The sequence below is a fragment of the Dyadobacter flavalbus genome (assembly GCF_006149045.1).
Lineage (GTDB): Bacteria > Bacteroidota > Bacteroidia > Cytophagales > Spirosomataceae > Dyadobacter > Dyadobacter flavalbus.
In genome coordinates this window covers 11,538-28,193 of the sequence record NZ_VBSN01000042.1, presented here as the reverse complement: position 1 = coordinate 28,193, position 16,656 = coordinate 11,538, and the positions used below count along the sequence as shown (strand labels likewise).

Annotated in this window: 11 protein-coding genes; 8 read left to right on the top strand and 3 right to left on the bottom strand. The window is 38.0% G+C overall.

All coding sequences use genetic code 11. The features are described from left to right. Positions 1–117 precede the first annotated feature (117 nt). Positions 118–810: a M23 family metallopeptidase gene (locus tag FEM33_RS15350; protein ID WP_139012908.1), complete on the bottom strand. Its 693-nt coding sequence runs from the start codon at positions 808–810 to the stop codon at positions 118–120. Between the two features lie 81 nt (positions 811–891). On the opposite strand from FEM33_RS15350, the gene FEM33_RS15345 reads away from it, so the two are divergent. The 5 genes from FEM33_RS15345 (at position 892) to FEM33_RS15325 (ending at position 7,836) form a co-directional block, all read left to right on the top strand. Next, positions 892–2,037: a hypothetical protein gene (locus FEM33_RS15345; protein WP_139012907.1), complete on the top strand. Its 1,146-nt coding sequence runs from the start codon at positions 892–894 to the stop codon at positions 2,035–2,037. Positions 2,038–2,054: 17 nt separating this feature from the next. Continuing rightward, entirely contained in the window at positions 2,055–2,267 is a 213-nt protein-coding gene (locus FEM33_RS15340) for a hypothetical protein (protein ID WP_139012906.1), read from the top strand. A gap of 10 nt (positions 2,268–2,277) precedes the next feature. Then, positions 2,278–5,226: a toprim domain-containing protein gene (locus tag FEM33_RS15335; protein ID WP_139012905.1), complete on the top strand. Its 2,949-nt coding sequence runs from the start codon at positions 2,278–2,280 to the stop codon at positions 5,224–5,226. Between the two features lie 26 nt (positions 5,227–5,252). Continuing rightward, positions 5,253–7,385 carry a type IA DNA topoisomerase gene (locus FEM33_RS15330; RefSeq protein ID WP_139012904.1) on the top strand — a complete coding sequence of 711 codons (2,133 nt, stop codon included), beginning with the start codon at positions 5,253–5,255 and terminating at the stop codon, positions 7,383–7,385. 157 nt (positions 7,386–7,542) lie between these two features. Further along, complete coding sequence (locus FEM33_RS15325; RefSeq protein WP_139012903.1) at positions 7,543–7,836, top strand: single-stranded DNA-binding protein; 294 nt, start codon at positions 7,543–7,545, stop codon at positions 7,834–7,836. A gap of 496 nt (positions 7,837–8,332) precedes the next feature. On the opposite strand, the gene FEM33_RS15320 is transcribed toward FEM33_RS15325, so the two are convergent. Continuing rightward, the gene (locus tag FEM33_RS15320) at positions 8,333–8,770 is read right to left on the bottom strand and encodes a putative immunity protein (RefSeq protein WP_139012902.1); all 438 of its coding nucleotides are present in this window, start codon (positions 8,768–8,770) and stop codon (positions 8,333–8,335) included. A gap of 89 nt (positions 8,771–8,859) precedes the next feature. Further along, the gene (locus tag FEM33_RS15315) at positions 8,860–9,432 is read right to left on the bottom strand and encodes a hypothetical protein (RefSeq protein ID WP_139012901.1); all 573 of its coding nucleotides are present in this window, start codon (positions 9,430–9,432) and stop codon (positions 8,860–8,862) included. Positions 9,433–9,874: 442 nt separating this feature from the next. Here FEM33_RS15315 and FEM33_RS15310 point away from each other — a divergent pair, with 442 nt between their 5' ends. The 3 genes from FEM33_RS15310 to FEM33_RS15300 all read left to right on the top strand — a co-directional run bounded on the left by FEM33_RS15310 (position 9,875) and on the right by FEM33_RS15300 (position 16,597). Next, positions 9,875–10,738, top strand: coding sequence for a DUF932 domain-containing protein (locus FEM33_RS15310; protein WP_139012900.1), 864 nt, complete (start codon positions 9,875–9,877; stop codon positions 10,736–10,738). A 242-nt stretch (positions 10,739–10,980) separates the two neighbouring features. Then, positions 10,981–11,442: a hypothetical protein gene (locus tag FEM33_RS15305; RefSeq protein WP_139012899.1), complete on the top strand. Its 462-nt coding sequence runs from the start codon at positions 10,981–10,983 to the stop codon at positions 11,440–11,442. A gap of 25 nt (positions 11,443–11,467) precedes the next feature. Further along, a complete protein-coding gene (locus FEM33_RS15300) occupies positions 11,468–16,597 on the top strand; it encodes a helicase-like domain-containing protein (protein WP_139012898.1) in 5,130 nt (1,709 codons plus the stop codon). Positions 16,598–16,656: the final 59 nt, after the last annotated feature.

Sequence of the window (16,656 nt, the reverse complement as noted above, 5' to 3'; positions counted from 1 at the left end):
TGCTTCTTCCTTGAAGCGTTCGAAATCGAAGGATTCGTTTGTCTTCATTGTGTCTTTAAGTTAAACTAATTTACTTATTTTTTCCCTTAATCAAATTAAGAGATGACACAGTTTGGTTTACAGTCTCGAAAGAGACGCCTTTAAAGCGTCTTTTTTTTGTTTAAATTCCTGATAAAGTGTTAGATAGGGTAGTGGGTTAATTAGTACTCCATTTTTTTTCACAGCGTAATGTAAATGGATGCCCTTTGCAAGGCCAGTTTCTCCCATTACACCAATTACAGTTCCAATTCTTACTTCTGAGCCGCTACGAACATATAATCCGCTCAAATGGCCGTAGATAGTTTCAAAACCACTTGGATGCTTTATTGAGACACTCAATCCTAGGCCACCATTGTACCCAGACTTACTTACAATTCCATCTGCGGTCGCATAGATAAATTGGAAGCCTTTTCGACAGGCAAGGTCTATTCCTTCATGTTTAATGTATCTTTTTTTGATGGGATGAATTCTATAGCCATAAAGGCTTGTAATAAATGGCTTTTCATTTATCTCAATAGGGTTTATGCTTGGTATTGCAGTTAAATATGTGCTGTCTACAATGCCTAGATAAATGTATGATTCTAATATCTCCTTCAAATTAAGCTCGTCTCTCAATAGGTTAATAACCGCACTTTTATAATCGACTGAATCATTCTGCTGATTTTCATAATGTCCATCTTCCTGGTCAACAAAAATTTTTTCTTGCCCTTTTCCGGACAATGAAAGGCACATCGCTATCAAAAAGCTACAAAATCGAATAATCTTATTCAAGGCTAATTTTTTTATGTCTAAACAAATTTATAAATTTATAATTTAATATTTGCTAATTTATAATTTATAACTTTCATAACGATGCAAAAGAATATTAGTCAGCAAAACGACTCAAAAAGACCTATTACAAGGGAGGAAGCTGAAAGTTTAGCTCCGTCGAAAGGAATGGCAGCAAATGACGGTGTTATTATCAACGACCGCATTGAGCATGCCAGAGACATTCAGTCTGCGGGTACTGTAAAGGCCGAAATCAGCAAAACTCAGATTGATATCGCTAGGATAGCACAAATGTATAAAGGTGTTGACCTTTCCCAGGCTATGAACGATCTTGCTCAGGACAAGCAATCCCTTCAAATCCTTTCTCAGAAGAATGTGTATCAAAACTTGATGCAAGGAGAAGTTGTACAAGTGAAGAATGTTTCGAGAGACGGGGAAGGCAAACCGCGACATTTTTTTGGTGTTAAGCTTTTCCAACTGGATAAGCAGGTTAATTCGAATATTCCTGTTTTAAAGTTGGGATTTTCCACTTTCGGTTCTGTAAATCTGTCAGAGAGCAAGAAGGGATTGAGTCACTCCTTAGTAGTAGATCCTCGATTTGATATTAAGTTGTCAAGCCTGTTAAAAGAAAAGACACACACAAATGATGGCCAGACTAAGGAGCTGGTCAGGGAGATCAAAGATACACTATCATCCAATGCTACTTCTACGCAGAAAGCGCACAAGCTTAATCAACAGTTAAATAACGTTGGTGACTACTACTTATCCAATGATCCAAAAGGAAAGAAGCAATTTTTGGATGAATCTGGAAAACTATTCGTGCTTGAACAAAAACAGAAGGTTGCGCTAATAGGAGAGAATGGCGCACCTGGGGGAATTCACAAACGAAAACATGAGATTCCGGTAACTGATCTACCAATCAAATATAAAGGTGTTCAGTTAACAGAAAAACAAGTTCATAACCTACTGATAGGCAATCCTATCGAATTGTCTGGTCTAAAAGACCCAAAGCTCGACAAGCCATACTCAGCAACGGTGAACCTGAATTTACTAAGTGGAAAAGTAGGGGAATCCGATAAAGCAAGTGGAATTGAGCTTCCGAAAGGGAATAATATAGACGCCAAAAAATCACTTTTAAACAGCACTGCCTCCGAAAGTTATAAAACACCTGAGCAGGCCAAAAAGACCATTGACACGCCGGAAAAGCCTGCTGTCAAACAAAGACTTTGAACTAATCCACAACACCGATGAAAGCCAAAAACATTTTAACACTGGATTATATTTTCGAAACATACGGGCCAGATGCGCTCGAACCCCAATTTATTCCTTCACGGGAAGACGATGGAGAAGACATATTTATTCCGAAGATCCGGGGAGATATGTCTTATGAAGATTGGAGCCTTCTCCCACAAGAATTTAGACTGTTTGTTACACAAATTTTCATTATGAAATTTCAATAAATATAATCAGATGTCAAAAACTATCTATTTACAGTCTGAAAACAACCAGGAGGTTGCTCATAGCTATGAAAAGTTATCTGACTTGAAAGGCGAATTTGAAAAAAGGAAGATTACCATAGCACCCAACGCAAGTATCGGTACTGACGTTAGGCTTGGTAATAATATAGCCGTAGGTGAGAGAACAATAATCCGGTCTGGATCTAGTGTTGGTTCAAATACTACATTCGGAGATGATATAGTTGTCGAAAAGAACGTTAAGATCGGGTCTGATTGCCGGTTTGGTGATAATTCAACTGTTTTTGAATCAGCAAGAATAGGGGATAGGGTCCTAATTAAGCAAGATTCTGACATTGGTGCAAGGTCTTCCATTGGTTCTAGTTCTGTAATTGATAGCCATGCAAGTATCGGTAAAGAAAGCATTATCGGAACGAATGCAACCATTGGGTCGAGCGTTATAACAGGGTCAAATTCATCTATTGGTACAGGTGCAGCTCTTGGTGCAAATACCCATATCCACGATAATGGTGTTGTTTATGACAGCGAGATTGTCAAGGCAAATTCGGTAGTGCGGCCACCTATAAAGCCAGTTAATTTGGTTAACGACGAGCAGGTTGAAGTGTTTAATAACATGAATGCAAAAGGTGTCAAGTATGTTGCCTTCGGAAGCTTTGCTGTTGACGCTTATGAGCAAGCAAGAAGTGTAGGGTCAATTAAAATTTGGGTTGAACCTTCAACCGAAAATATTAACAAACTTAATGAAGCACTTAAAGAATCTGGAAAGGATAGAATTACGACAAACTTTGATCCGGATATAAAACGTCCAATTAAAAGTGAACTTGACAAAAGTACTTCTCAATCTTTTGGAATTGATTTTTACCCTTCCATCAATGGCTTTAAATCAGAAGAGTTTCAAAAAATCCATGATCGGAGTGTACTTGTTCAAGGAGCTGAACAAAACCGTACTCCACTATATCCTGATTCTAAAAAAGAGCAACTTTCCATAAACCACATGTCCTTGCAGGATCTGTTCCATAATGTTGGAAGTACTCAAAGCCAAGCCAAAGAATACAATTTAAATGTGCTACACAAGACGATGGTCGATCTCAAAAAACAAGGCCAGGAGCTTGATATCATTGATCCTTTATTATATTTAGATTCTAATCGAACAAATATGGCAACTAAAAAATCTTATATTTCCTACCCTGGGCATGAAGATAAGCCAAAGGAGTTTGTTCCTAAATACGAAAAGCGAGATTTCGCGCAGCTGAGAAAGGATTTGGATTTAGAGCTGGTACTAAACCACTACGGGTACTCTTTAAGTGATAAATCAAAGCCTAATGACGTTTACCGCGTTTATAAGTCAGGTATCGAAGGAGATAGCCAGCGTCTAGCCGTAATGAATAATCCAAAAGGGGATTATAAAATGTACGTTGATTTGAACAATACAAATTTTAGAGGAGACTCAATTGAATTTGTTAAATTCAAAGAAGGTGGATACAAAGAAGCATTCCCTGTAATGGATTCAATGCTTGGCAATCCAACTTACAAGCAATCTGTATCTCAAATACTGCCAATGAAGCCGGCCACGCCAGGCCAATTTTTAAATGACGAGAAGTTACGTCAAGCAGATATCCTGAAAGAATATAATGCAACCCATATTGGAGAAAAAAGGGCAGGGTATTTAGTGAACGAGAGACAGTTAGATATTAAAACTGTTTTGGCTCCTGAATTTAAACATCAAATTTTAAGTGTAAAGAAGAATAGCGAGTTTGAAAATATAGCTTTTCCTTTAACGTCTCAAAAAGGAAATATTCTTTCATTTGACATCCGAAATAAGGATTATAAAGCTTTGCCGGTCGGCGGCAAATGGGATGGAGTTTGGAAAACAAACGATCATGCTGTATTGCTGAAAGATTCAGAATTCACATTTAAGGACAAGGCAGTTCAACTTGAAAAGGGCACTATTGGTACTTTAAGCAGATCTGCCGGAGTAGCTTCTTTTCATACTGATCATGCAGTTCATGGTCCAATTTCCTTGGTAGTTGATAAAGACAAGCATCAATTCGAGAAAATCCCACCTAATCGGATTATTATCTCTGAGTCTCCAATAGACTCACTGTCTTATCATCAACTATCCCCTCCGAAAGCAGGCGAATACAGGCAGTATATATCGCCAGCCGGAAACCCTTCAAGGGAACAAAAAATGCACATCTCAAACCTAATTTCCTCTAATCCGCAGGCTCAGTTTGTAATAGGGATGGATGGAAATGCACCCGGTAACAGATTTGCAATCAACTATCTAGCAGTAGATCACCCACTTAGGGATGTGAACAATAGTATTGTACCTAACATTTCCTACATAAATTCTACAAAATCAAAAGTCGAAGACAAACCACAAAAGGACATTGGATACAACATTTTGAAAGTTGAGATCAATCACCCCAAGGTGGATGGCCAAGACAATGCTAAGAAATCAAGCGACTCAATCATTGATCGTTTGGTAGCGGCTATCAATGTGCATTCAACAGATGATTCCAAATTAGCGAAGGAGTCATTTTTGAGTAGAAAGATTGTTGAAAAACCTTCGGCATTTTCCAGTTCCTATGAGATTAAATTTCCTAACATATCTAAAATGCTAAGTTCTGCATTGGATTATTTAGCAAAGGAGATCACTTTGAAAGACGGAAAGCCGCTAATTGCCATTCTTAGACCATCATCGGTTCAAAATGATTTCAATGATGTTTTAAAAGACCGCAAGGGGCAACCATTGCCTGAGTCAAGTAATTTGTCCCTATCTCGTATTCCTTTGTTAAGTGACTTTGCTCAAAAGAATGAGCAAAGTCAAAATAACAGTATCGCTCCATCACCATCGGTTTCTCCGAAAGCTTCATTTAATGAGCCAGCTATGAAAGCAGCTACTCCCGAAGCTCCAACCCCAATCAAGAAGCAGAGAATTTAATCCAATTCTTATCTTATTTATTAGTCATGAAAACTGTAATCGCAGAAAAACCTTCTGTTGCTCGCTCTATTGCTGAGTTTTTAGAAGCAACAAATAAAATGGATGGGTACTTCGAGGGTAACGGGTATCGAGTAACCTGGGCAATCGGTCATCTTGTATCTCTTGCCGAATTAGATACTTATGCCGGTTTCGGAGAAGTAAATGGACAAAAGCAAACTTGGGCATCTTCCATCCAGCGACTTCCATATATTCCCACGCCCTTCAAACTTGATTGTTCAAAAGATCCTGGATTGAGAAATCAGTATTTCAAAATCAAATCTCTTTTTGAGTCTGCTAGTGAAATTATAGTTGCAACAGACGCAGGGCAGGAGGGAGAGTTAATATTTCGCTACATATACGCCCTTACGGGTTCTCGGACACCATTTAAGCGACTTTGGATCTCTTCCTTAACAAACGAAGCATTTCAAAAAGGATTTAGTAATTTGAAGCAAGGACGAGACTATGATAATCTTTATTATGCTGCCAAAGGAAGAAGTGAAAGTGATTGGATCTTAGGTATTAATCTGACTCGCGTTTACACCGTAAAATACGCAAATAGCGACATCAAAGTAGTTTCCATAGGCCGGGTTCAAACGCCAACATTAAATCTTATTTGTCAGCGATATTTAGACAATGTAAATTTTAAAAAGACCGCTTTTTTCATTCCCACATTGTTGCTAAAACACGAGCAAGGGAAGTTTCCTGTAAAGTATCACAAACAATTCGCAACTAACGAAGAAGCAGAAGCTGTTTTAAAGTCCGTCGGTGGATCGATTGTATGTACAGGCGTTGATAAATCAATTGTAAAAACAGCACCTCCCAAGCTTTTTAGCTTAACACACCTGCAACAACATGCGAACAAAAAGTTTTCTATTTCTGCCCAGACTACGCTTGACACACTTCAAAGCTTATATGAGGCAAAGTTTGTGACCTATCCGCGAACTGACAGCAATTACTTGTCGAACGACATGGAAGATGATGTAATTAAATCTTTTCAGTTTTTGAAAACACTCGGTTCTCTTTCTGGCCCCGTAACCTCAATTCTTTCAAAAAAGCTTAACAGAGCGCCTTTCGATAATAGCAAGGTTACTGATCACCATGCAATAATTCCAACCGGTGTGAAACCTGATTTCGGCAAAATGACGAAGGAGCAGCAGCTCATATTCCTGTCTGTTGTTGAGCGCTTTATTCAAACTTTTTCTGATGAATGTGTTGAAAATAAGACAGTACTATCCTTTAAGGTTGGCATTGATGGATTGTTTAGAGTTGGAGGAAAAGTCGTTATCCAAAATGGCTGGAAGGCAATAAATATTCTTGGTAAAGTTGCAGTGGATGATGACGATTTGATCCCGGACGATGAGAACACGCCGTTACCTGATGTGAAAGAAGGTGATATTTGTTTCGTAGACAAGAAGGAAGTCCATAAAGGATTTACTACACCCCCACAATTATTTACTGAGGCTAGCTTGTTAAAGCAAATGGAAAATGCAAGTGACACGTTGGATGATACCGAAGAAAAATTTGGCATTGGCACACCGGCAACCAGAGCTAACATTATTGAAACAATTCTTAAAAGGTTTTTTATAAAAAGGGAAGGGAAAAAGCTTATTCCTACTCAGGCCGGATTAAGTATTTATAAGTTGACGCATAATGAGTTGATCGGAAAGATCAAACTAACAGCCAAGTTTGAAGAAAAGTTAAAATTGATTGCTTCCGGTGAGTATAGCTATTCTACATTCATCAATGAGATTGCTTCATTAGCTGCAACTTCTGTATTATCTGTTTATACGAATGAGGTAGATCCTAATACTATCTCTATGACTTCTCAGACGGATAAGGAGAAAGTTTTATGTCCTGCTTGCAAGAAGGGATCTTTAATAGAAAATCAAAAAGGTTTTGGCTGTACCGAATACAAGAGCGGAGCTTGCAAATATGTAATCTGGAAGGAATTTAGAGGCCGCACCCTAACTTATGCAAATGTCAAAGATTTGGTTTTAAAAGGGAAAACTAAAAAGCTGACTTTTCATTCGAAAGAGGGTAAGCCCTACGAAGCCTTTGTCGTACTTAACGATGGAAAATTAGAAATAGAGTTTGAAAAGAAGTTTTCAGTCAAGGCATAATGCCTTTTTGTCGAACATTTGGGAAAAAAGGTATATCTCTGTTAATGTATTACAATATATTGTAATACTCAATTTTATTTTATATCTTTATTGTGTTGAAACGGTTGATAGACCACAACATAAACCTCTAATTTTTAACTATTTAACTTCTAAAATTATGCAAAATCTAACAATTATCGGAAATCTAGGTGATGATGCCAAACAGGTGGATTTGAAAGATAGGAAACCGTTCCTTGCTTTCTCAGTTGCTTGTACTCGTAAAAATAAAGCTGGCGAATCCTTGACGCAGTGGTACAACTGTCGAACTTCAAATCTTGCACTATTGGAGCACTTGACAAAAGGAAAAAAGCTTCACATATCGGGAAGACCAGATTTCTCTACATTCACGGACAAGGATGGAGAAGCGAAAGTTTCAGTAAATATTTCAGTTGATCGAATTGATTTAATCTGATATGAAGTGTCTCGTATATTGCATGGCGTTAGCTTGTCTAATGTCATGCAGCGCAAGCGTTATCCCACATACTGTCTCTAAGTGTTTATCAAATACCGATGTTATGCACATGAGTCGAAATAGGGTAAGTACGGATGTAATGCTATCGTCAATAAACAATAATTGTTGTCGATGCTTTACAACGGCTCCGGACGATCTGATTGATTTAAAAGACCAAGGTGTTCCGGACATTGTGATAAAAAGGATGATTCAGCTCAATAATCCCAAACTGACCAAACCTGTTTCCGCCAGACCGAGAAGCCCTCGAATTCCTTATTCATGGTAAATAATGCATGCTGTAAAAGTGACACGCTGTCACTTTTACAGCATTTTAGGGTTGTCGGGAATGCTACATGTAAGTAACCCACAACTATTTTAGTGGGTTGTCCGAAATGCTACATGTAATTGTTTGCGGCAATAAAAAACTGCTTGCTTAGAATAGGTTGCCCAATTAATATTATTTACGAGCTTCTATAACAAGCTCTCTAATTGATGTAGACAGTTGTTCTGTTTGCCATAACTTTTCTAAATCTCTATCACATTCATTGAGCGCTTTAAGAGCGTAATCAGAGGCTCTTATTGAATGGTCAGCCATGTGAGCCACAGCCACAACGTGACCAACGGCTCTCACTGCAGACACGATATGGGGATCATTTAGATCTTTGGCAATATTAATCGCACGAAATGCTGCATTTCTGGCATCACCAACAGAGGCATTCCCATTCTTCCATGCTTCACCAATATCTAATATTTCTTTTAATGAAGGATTCAAATCTTGTCCAATAAGGATTAATACGTGCTTTACACATTTTGAAGCCCACACAATTAAGTCCTGATGTTGTTGTTTGGTTAGGGGGCCGCCTCGATGCTCCGCTACAAATTTCCTGTTTCTCATGATCTCTCTTTGTCTAGAATACTACATGTAAGGATCTTACAATTGTAATTCCTAATCCTACGTCTTATCTCCTAAGCATAAACAGTATTTTAAAATCTGACAAATTTTTCAGATAATGATATCGCATCATGTTCGGACATGTCAATGTCCAGACCAAGTAGTTGATCTTTTGTTATTTTGCATATGTATGGCTCCTGCTGACGGACAATTTTAATAAAAGATGGATGTATAGCCAGATAAGGGTCTAGGATTCTTAGAGCCTGTTTATAGCTTTCCATTTTCGGTGTTATTATCAATCCATATTTATTTACAGTAATTACGGAAAAGTATACAGCCAACCCTTCTTCTAATACGTTGGCATGTAGTCCAGGCCCTGATGGAGAAATACAATGTACAACTTCATGTGCTAACTGATATACGATTTGGCGAGGATCACCCTTAGAATCAGCACTTAGCCGAATTGCAATTTGTCCAGGTTCACGAGGAAAGAATATTTCGGGACCATCATCATGATACCAGCAATCCACTAATGCATAACCACCGGCTATTGGGCCAAATAATTGTTCAGCTTCATTTAAAAATGTATGTGCAAGACTCAGCAAATCGACTCTACTATTTAAGTCTTTTTGATTGAAGACTGTTTGCCCAATAGGTATCGACATATTCGAAATTAATTTAAGGAGGTACTGATATTTCCTGTAATAGAAAGTTAAGATTAGTCAGTTATCAATTAGAATACAAGAAGTCATTGAAGGCATTCCTTGTATTTAGGTTGTCGGGAATACTACATGTAACTGCTTAACTGAAACGAGCTTTTGACAATCACATTTGTCAGCACCTGGTCTGATCACTTAATACTTACCTAAGAAAATCTTTATCCTGGTCGAAGATCTTTACCCAAAACCTTAGTGATTTACCCGCAGCAGCTGGCCGGCCAGGCAGTGAAAAGCTAGCTTTTTATAATTCGTGAAAAAAATGAAAAGAACAGATGGGAAGAAAGGTTTACTATTACAATATATTGTATTAATTAACTCTTTTCCGTATCTTTATAATGTTGAAACGGTTGACAGACCGTCATTATAAACCTCTTAAAATAAACATTTTATGGAAAATTTAATCAGTTCTTCGGTTCTTACAACATTATCTGATTGGGACATTGTTACATCAACTTTGGACACGAAATTCCAAGATTCAGTAGTTGGCTTGTCTGACTACAAAACGATTCTTCGTGGTGACAATGGAGACTTATTGAATGTTTGCAAAAACAGTTACACCCCACAAACGAACGCACAATTTATCGATGCAGTAGAACGGTTTGCAAGTGTTACCAACTTCCCGGTCGAAGCTATTTATGAAGTGGACAGAGGTAAAAAAATGCTAGGGTATCTTAGGTGTACCGAAACCTTTGAAGTTGGTGGCTTTGAGTTTAAAGACTATCTCATGTTAGGCAATTCTCACGATGGCAGCACAGGCTTTTTTGTCGGGAATTCTAACATTATGGTTCGATGCAATAATCGTTTTGCACAGCAATTTAGAATGCTAAAGGTTAGACATTGCAGCAGTCTACATAATGGCGTAAACCAGATTTTAGCAGGATTTGAAAGCTATAAAAGAGAGTTGTCAGGTTATTACAAAACGTTAGATGAATTCTCAAAAGTTGAAGTTTCAGAGGAAATTAAACAAACTCTAATTGCGCGTTTAGCAAATCTGAGCAATGAGGAAATTCTAGGTGACAAGGAGATCAGCACGAAAAAAAGAAATATTATTACTTCAATTGATGAGAGTCTAAGTAGTGAAATGGAAGACATTGGCTTTAATCTTTACGGACTTTTCGGCGGTGTTACTCATTACACCACACATGTATTGAAAGGCGCTGATGAGAGTGGCATGTTTGGTAGGGCTAAAATTTTAAACCTGGAAGGTTACAACTACTGCAAAAGTGTAGCAAGGCAAGTTTTAAGCTGTTAATTTTTACTGAGTAAGTGGCTAGCGCCACTTACTCTAATTTTGCCGACCGGAGCCTTTGGCTCCGGGTTTGGACAATGATTGTATCAGATTTCTTTAATAAGAAACATTCAGGTTAAGTTTTCTCTAAGAAAATTCACGTAACGTGAGCTACAATCAGTTTTGAGTTTTTAATTTCCTAAGTTTTAGCAATTTGATAAATTTTAAATTATATATTTGATATATTATAATTTAAACTTTATTATATGGCTACTATAAATGAAAATAATTTCGAAGCCGAAAACGGCTACTTTCAGAATCGTATAAGAAATTATATCCAGCAGTATCATCCCGACCTGCTTGATAAAGGAGATGATTTTGAAGAAAAGATTAAAGCCTGGTCCGAAGATACAATAGATCATGTTCTTACTCTTGAAAAGGAAGGCTTTCAAAACACAGAGGCTATTGAACAATCGTTAGCCAGGACACTTGAAAGCATATCATCACCAATAGGAACTCTTCGTGATTTTATTATCGAGAATGAGGATACCATCCAACAACTGACCGGAATATCAGATGCTTCTGATAGAGAAGTTTTATTGAAGTTACTGCCACTTGTTCAAACGGAAATTGAAACCGTGGAATTTTCCACAAATCCGAGTGACATAAGCGATGCTAAGGCTCATTTACTCCGGAAAATTTCTCTGACACTTCTCCAACGAAACTAATCAGTTTCAATTTCCCATTTGTTTAATGAATAAGTTCGACGTATTAACTAATAATATAGCGGCTTTATCTACTGCTTTTGAATTATCAAAACAGGGACGCAAAGCAAACTCAGAAGAACGCGAAGTTCTATCTGGTTATTCTGGTTTTGGCTCAATAACAGAGATTTTACTAGATCCCAAAATTGACCAGTTATGGACTGGAAAAAAGCATCGTGTACAGCCATACGTTCAGGAAATACACGATTTAATTGAGCAATACAAACCCAACGAAAAGAAGCGATATGTTGATTCTGTTAAGAACAGCGTCTTAACAAGTTTTTATACGCCGGTTCCCATTGTAGATGCCATTTCAAACGCACTTAAAGACAATCAGGTCAATATTAAATCTATTCTTGACCCTTCCGCAGGGAGCGGATTGTTTGTTGACCGTTTGAGAAAAAGCCATTCTCCTAATGATGTTGTCATGTTTGAGAAGGATTTGCTTACTGGCCTTGTACTTTCCGTAAAATCAAATGACAGAACTAGGGTTGAAGGCTTTGAAAATATTGGCGGGAGGTATCAAAATCATTTTGACTTAGTTACTTCCAATATTCCTTTTGGAGCAATATCGGTGTATGATCCTGCTTTTCAAAAGAAAGGGCCGGTTGAAGCGCGCGCAGTAAATCAGATTCATAATTATTTCTTTTTGAAATCGCTTGAACAAGCTAAACCAGGTGGATTAGTAGCCTTTATAACCACTAGTAATTTTGCTGATTCGGGATCCAACAGAGATTTCAGAGAAAGTTTATTGCAGCAGGGAAAGCTTGTTTCAGCTGTCAGACTCCCACATAATTTGTTTGAATCAGCTGGTACGCAAGCAGGCTCCGATTTGATTGTTATCCAAAAGCGGAGCAAGTCAACCAATGTTTATAGTAAAACGGAAAAAGCGTTTTTGGAGACTACTTCACATGCTTCTGACTTGGCCAGCCTAAGCAATGGCAACGATATCTTATCGAACGACTACTTTGATAGCAACCCTAAAAGTATAGTTCACACAAGTAAAGTTGTCGATACTAACCAGTATGGAAAACCTGCATTTATATATAAACACGATGGAGGCGCAGAAGAAATAGGGAAAACCCTGCATGGAATCCTCGCAAATGATATTCAAATCAACTTTGATAGTGAAGCATATGGCAAGATTAGTAAGCTTCCACGCAAAAACTCAGTCTCAACTGGCCAGCTTGATTTTTTTGCTCCACAACTTGATTTGTTTGCTCAATCACCAGAGGTTGAAGTAAGAAAGACTAACCCTTTGCCATTTACCGGCAAATTGTTTGACCATATAAGTGATGATAGTATTGTGTCCCAAGGCGGTAGGATAGGTAAGGTAAGTAAAGACGATAACGGCAATCCCCTGGTTGAAGATTTTCAATTATCACCAAAGCAAACCAAGCAATGGGAGGCGCTAATTGATATTCGTGATGCTTATTTTGGGCTTCTTAAAAGTGAGAGGGATAATCAAATTGAAGATAGGGAGTCACGACAGAAGTTAAATGAGTCGTATGACCTATTCACAACTTTTTATGGCCCTTTAAAGCATAAAAGCAACATGGATACGATCCTTCTCGACCCTGCCGGGAGAGAGTTGCTTTCATTGGAAAAATTTGATAAGGATAAAAATGATTATGTAAAGACAGATATTTTCTTTGAGCCGGTACATATTGCTTCGGCCAAAATTGATGTTTTTACTCCTAATGAATCACTAGCTGCGTCTTTGAACCTGTTTGGTCGAGTGAATTTTGATTACATGGGTAGTGTTTCCGGACTTGATACAGACCATCTCAAAAAGGAATTAAGTGATAAACTGTATTTCTCACCATTAGACGACGAATACCAGGTCAAAGATGTTTTAGGTTCAGGAAACATTTTGCAGAAGATAGAAAACATAAAAGATCTGGCTAACCACAATGATCCAGAAATTCAAAGGACTTTGGCATTTTTGGATACTGTTAAACCTGAGCCAGTTCCTTTTGACTTGTTAGATTTTAATTTGGGTGAAAGGTGGATCGATCCAAAAATCTATTCTCGGTTTGCTACCAACTTTTTTTCTTCTGACGTCGAAGTAAACTATTCACCGGCAATTGATGATTATGCTATTAAGTCTTTTGGATACAATTCTAAAATTGGTACAGAATATGCGGTTCAAACAGATCGTCGTACTTACACTGGGGTTGATCTACTAAGATATGCGCTACTAGATAATGTTCCGGATATCACAAAAACAGTTGAAGGTCCGGATGGAAAAGATGTAAAGGTAAGGGATGCTGAAAATGTAAGGTTAGCTTCGCAAAAAATTGATTTGATTAGAAATGGTTTCTCTGATTGGATTCAAAATCTTCCCGAAAAAGACAAGCAGGGCATTGAGAGTACGTACAACAATCTTTTCAATGCTGAAACTAAGCCTAAGTATGATGGTTCTCATATGACTTTCCCAGGCTTAAAGCTTCAAAATGTTGGTCTTGAAAAATTATACGATTCTCAAAAAGACACATCTTGGATGTTGTTGCAAAATGCAGGAGGTATAGTAGATCATGAAGTTGGAACAGGGAAAACCTTAACAATGATCGTAACTGCTTACGAAATGAAGCGCCTAGGTTTGGCAGCTAAACCAATGTTAATTGGCTTAAAAGCTAATGTAGGAGCGATTGCAGATACATTTAGAGCAGTGTATCCTGATGCAAAAGTACTATCACCCAATGAAAACGATTTTGCAAAGCCTAACAGGGAGAAATTGTTCAGCTCTATCGCCAATGAAAATTGGGATGCAATCATTTTGACTCATGATCAATTTTCTAAAATCCCGCAAAGTTTAAATGTTCAGAGAAGAATTTTAGATAAAGAAGTTGATAACCTTGAAAAGGACTTGCGCGAATTGGAAAAATCGGGTTTGTCTGTTGGCACTTCATTGATGAAGGGGCTGGAAAAAAGGAAAGTTTCTCTATCGAATAACTTGAACGAAGTTGTAACCCAACTTAAAGACAAAAAGGACAATGTGATAGATTTTGAGAAAATGGGAATTGATTCCCTGATGGTCGATGAAAGCCATAAGTTCAAGAATCTGATGTTTACGACAAGGCATGACCGTGTTGCAGGCTTGGGTAATCCTATTGGATCGCAAAGGGCTTTAAATATGCTTTTTGCAGTTCGCACAATTCAAGAGAAAAGGGGAAGCGATAGTGGCGTTACATTTTTTTCAGGAACACCAATTTCCAATTCTTTAACGGAGTTGTACCTTCTCTTCAAGTACTTACGGCCAAAGGAATTAGAGAGAAGGAAAATCGAAAACTTTGATTCATGGTTATCTGTTTTTGCTAAGAAAACGACTGACTATGAATTTTCTGTAACCAATCAGCTTATTGAGAAATCAAGGTTTAAGAATTTTATAAAAGTACCGGAACTCGCTTTGATGTATAGTCAGATTACCGACTATCGCACCGCGGAAATGGTAGGGGTTGACAGACCGAAAGCGGCACATAAATTGGTGAATATGAAGCCGACGGAAGATCAAGCAGCTTTTACAGATAAGCTAATTGAATTTGCTCAGACAGGAAATGGCATGTTGTTGGGCCGAGCACCGTTAAGCAAATCCGAAGAAACCGCTAAAATGTTGATTGCTACTAACTACTCAAAAAAGGCTGCATTAGATATGCGCCTTATTAATCCAGATCTTCCTGATCACCCCAACTCCAAGGTAAGTGTATGCGCCGACATCATTGCGAAACATTACAAGGAGTCAAATTCTTATAAGGGAACGCAGATGGTATTTTGCGATTTAGGTACTCCTTCGGCTAACTCAAATTTTAATGTATACGATGCACTGAAAATCAAGCTCATAACGGAATTTGGTATTCCTGAAAAGCAGATTCGGTTTATTCACGATGCGAATAATGATAAGCAAAGGCAACAGATTATAAAAGAAACTAATGAAGGCTCAATTCGTGTATTAATCGGCTCAACTGAAAAGTTGGGAACCGGTGTAAATGCACAGCAGCGCATTGTGGCTCTTCATCATTTAGATGTGCCCTGGAAACCAAGTGACCTGGAACAGCGTGTAGGACGTGGATCAAGAGCAGGTAATGAAGTTGCTAAAAATCATTTTGGTAATGAAGTTCAAAATTATGTCTATGCGGTCGAAAAAACCCTTGATAACTTCATGTTTAATTTGGTACAAAATAAGTCTCTGTTTATATCCCAAATTAAGAACCAAAACATTAACATTCGTAGAATTGACGAAGGTAGTGCTGATGAAAGCAATGGTATGAATTATGCCGAATATGTAGCCCTGCTGTCTGGAAACAAAGATTTACTTGAAAAAACTAAAATTGAAAAGCAAATAACAGGTTTGGAGGCAGAGAAAAAAATCTTTGGCAAAGACATATCATATCAAAGGGCAGTTTACTTACAAATGGGTGTATCATTGGAGAAGACAGAAGAAAATATTTCCAAAGTTAAAGCGGATCAAAAAGCCGTTGTTCGATATGATAAGGATGGTAAACTAATCCCATTTGTCGATATGGACAAAGTGGAAGATCTAGGTAGGCTAATGTTACAAGCTGAAATGACAAACAAGAAACACGGCACAAAGTTGATTAGCCATATAAAAGGCTTTGATCTTACCCTAGACACTTTTCAAGCTTCTATTGTAGACACCGATGCAGGAACACAAAAAATGTCACATCGATGGGAACTGAGATCGTCTAACGACATTGGCTACAAACACAATTCGGGATACCTGCAAAGTGATAAGGTGAAAACAGCAGGGGAGTGGGTAAATAAATCTGTTTCCCCAGAAACCTTTGAAAAGTTAATTAAAGGAATGGAAGAACGAAAGGCCAGTTACATCAAGGACATGGAAATGACCAAAGATGTTTTGTCCAAAACTTGGCCAAAAGAAGAAAAGTTGAAGGAGTTGAAGGATAGCCTGGTAATTATTGAGAAGCGCCTGACTGAGAGCCTTAATCCAAATAAGGATAAGGAGCAAAATGCCGGTAAGGAAAAGGGGGTGAAAGAAACGGAGACCGAAAGAATTATTCCCTTAAATGGCAAAGGGGATACTCCACCGGGGGATGAAGCACAATTCAGAAATAGATCCTTCATCCGCAGGGGAATGTAACTTAAAATTTCACTCCCAGCTTATTGGAACAAGTGGGAAAAAAACTTAATTCTATATCA

What these genes read in the sequence shown, in the direction of transcription:
- FEM33_RS15310 (WP_139012900.1), top strand. Translation starts at nt 9,875, where the DNA reads ATGGAAAATTTAATCAGTTCTTCGGTTCTTACAACATTATCTGATTGG.
- FEM33_RS15315 (WP_139012901.1), bottom strand. Translation starts at nt 9,432, where the DNA reads ATGTCGATACCTATTGGGCAAACAGTCTTCAATCAAAAAGACTTAAAT.
- FEM33_RS15305 (WP_139012899.1), top strand. Translation starts at nt 10,981, where the DNA reads ATGGCTACTATAAATGAAAATAATTTCGAAGCCGAAAACGGCTACTTT.
- FEM33_RS15300 (WP_139012898.1), top strand. Translation starts at nt 11,468, where the DNA reads ATGAATAAGTTCGACGTATTAACTAATAATATAGCGGCTTTATCTACT.
- FEM33_RS15340 (WP_139012906.1), top strand. Translation starts at nt 2,055, where the DNA reads ATGAAAGCCAAAAACATTTTAACACTGGATTATATTTTCGAAACATAC.
- FEM33_RS15345 (WP_139012907.1), top strand. Translation starts at nt 892, where the DNA reads ATGCAAAAGAATATTAGTCAGCAAAACGACTCAAAAAGACCTATTACA.
- FEM33_RS15325 (WP_139012903.1), top strand. Translation starts at nt 7,543, where the DNA reads ATGCAAAATCTAACAATTATCGGAAATCTAGGTGATGATGCCAAACAG.
- FEM33_RS15335 (WP_139012905.1), top strand. Translation starts at nt 2,278, where the DNA reads ATGTCAAAAACTATCTATTTACAGTCTGAAAACAACCAGGAGGTTGCT.
- FEM33_RS15330 (WP_139012904.1), top strand. Translation starts at nt 5,253, where the DNA reads ATGAAAACTGTAATCGCAGAAAAACCTTCTGTTGCTCGCTCTATTGCT.
- FEM33_RS15320 (WP_139012902.1), bottom strand. Translation starts at nt 8,770, where the DNA reads ATGAGAAACAGGAAATTTGTAGCGGAGCATCGAGGCGGCCCCCTAACC.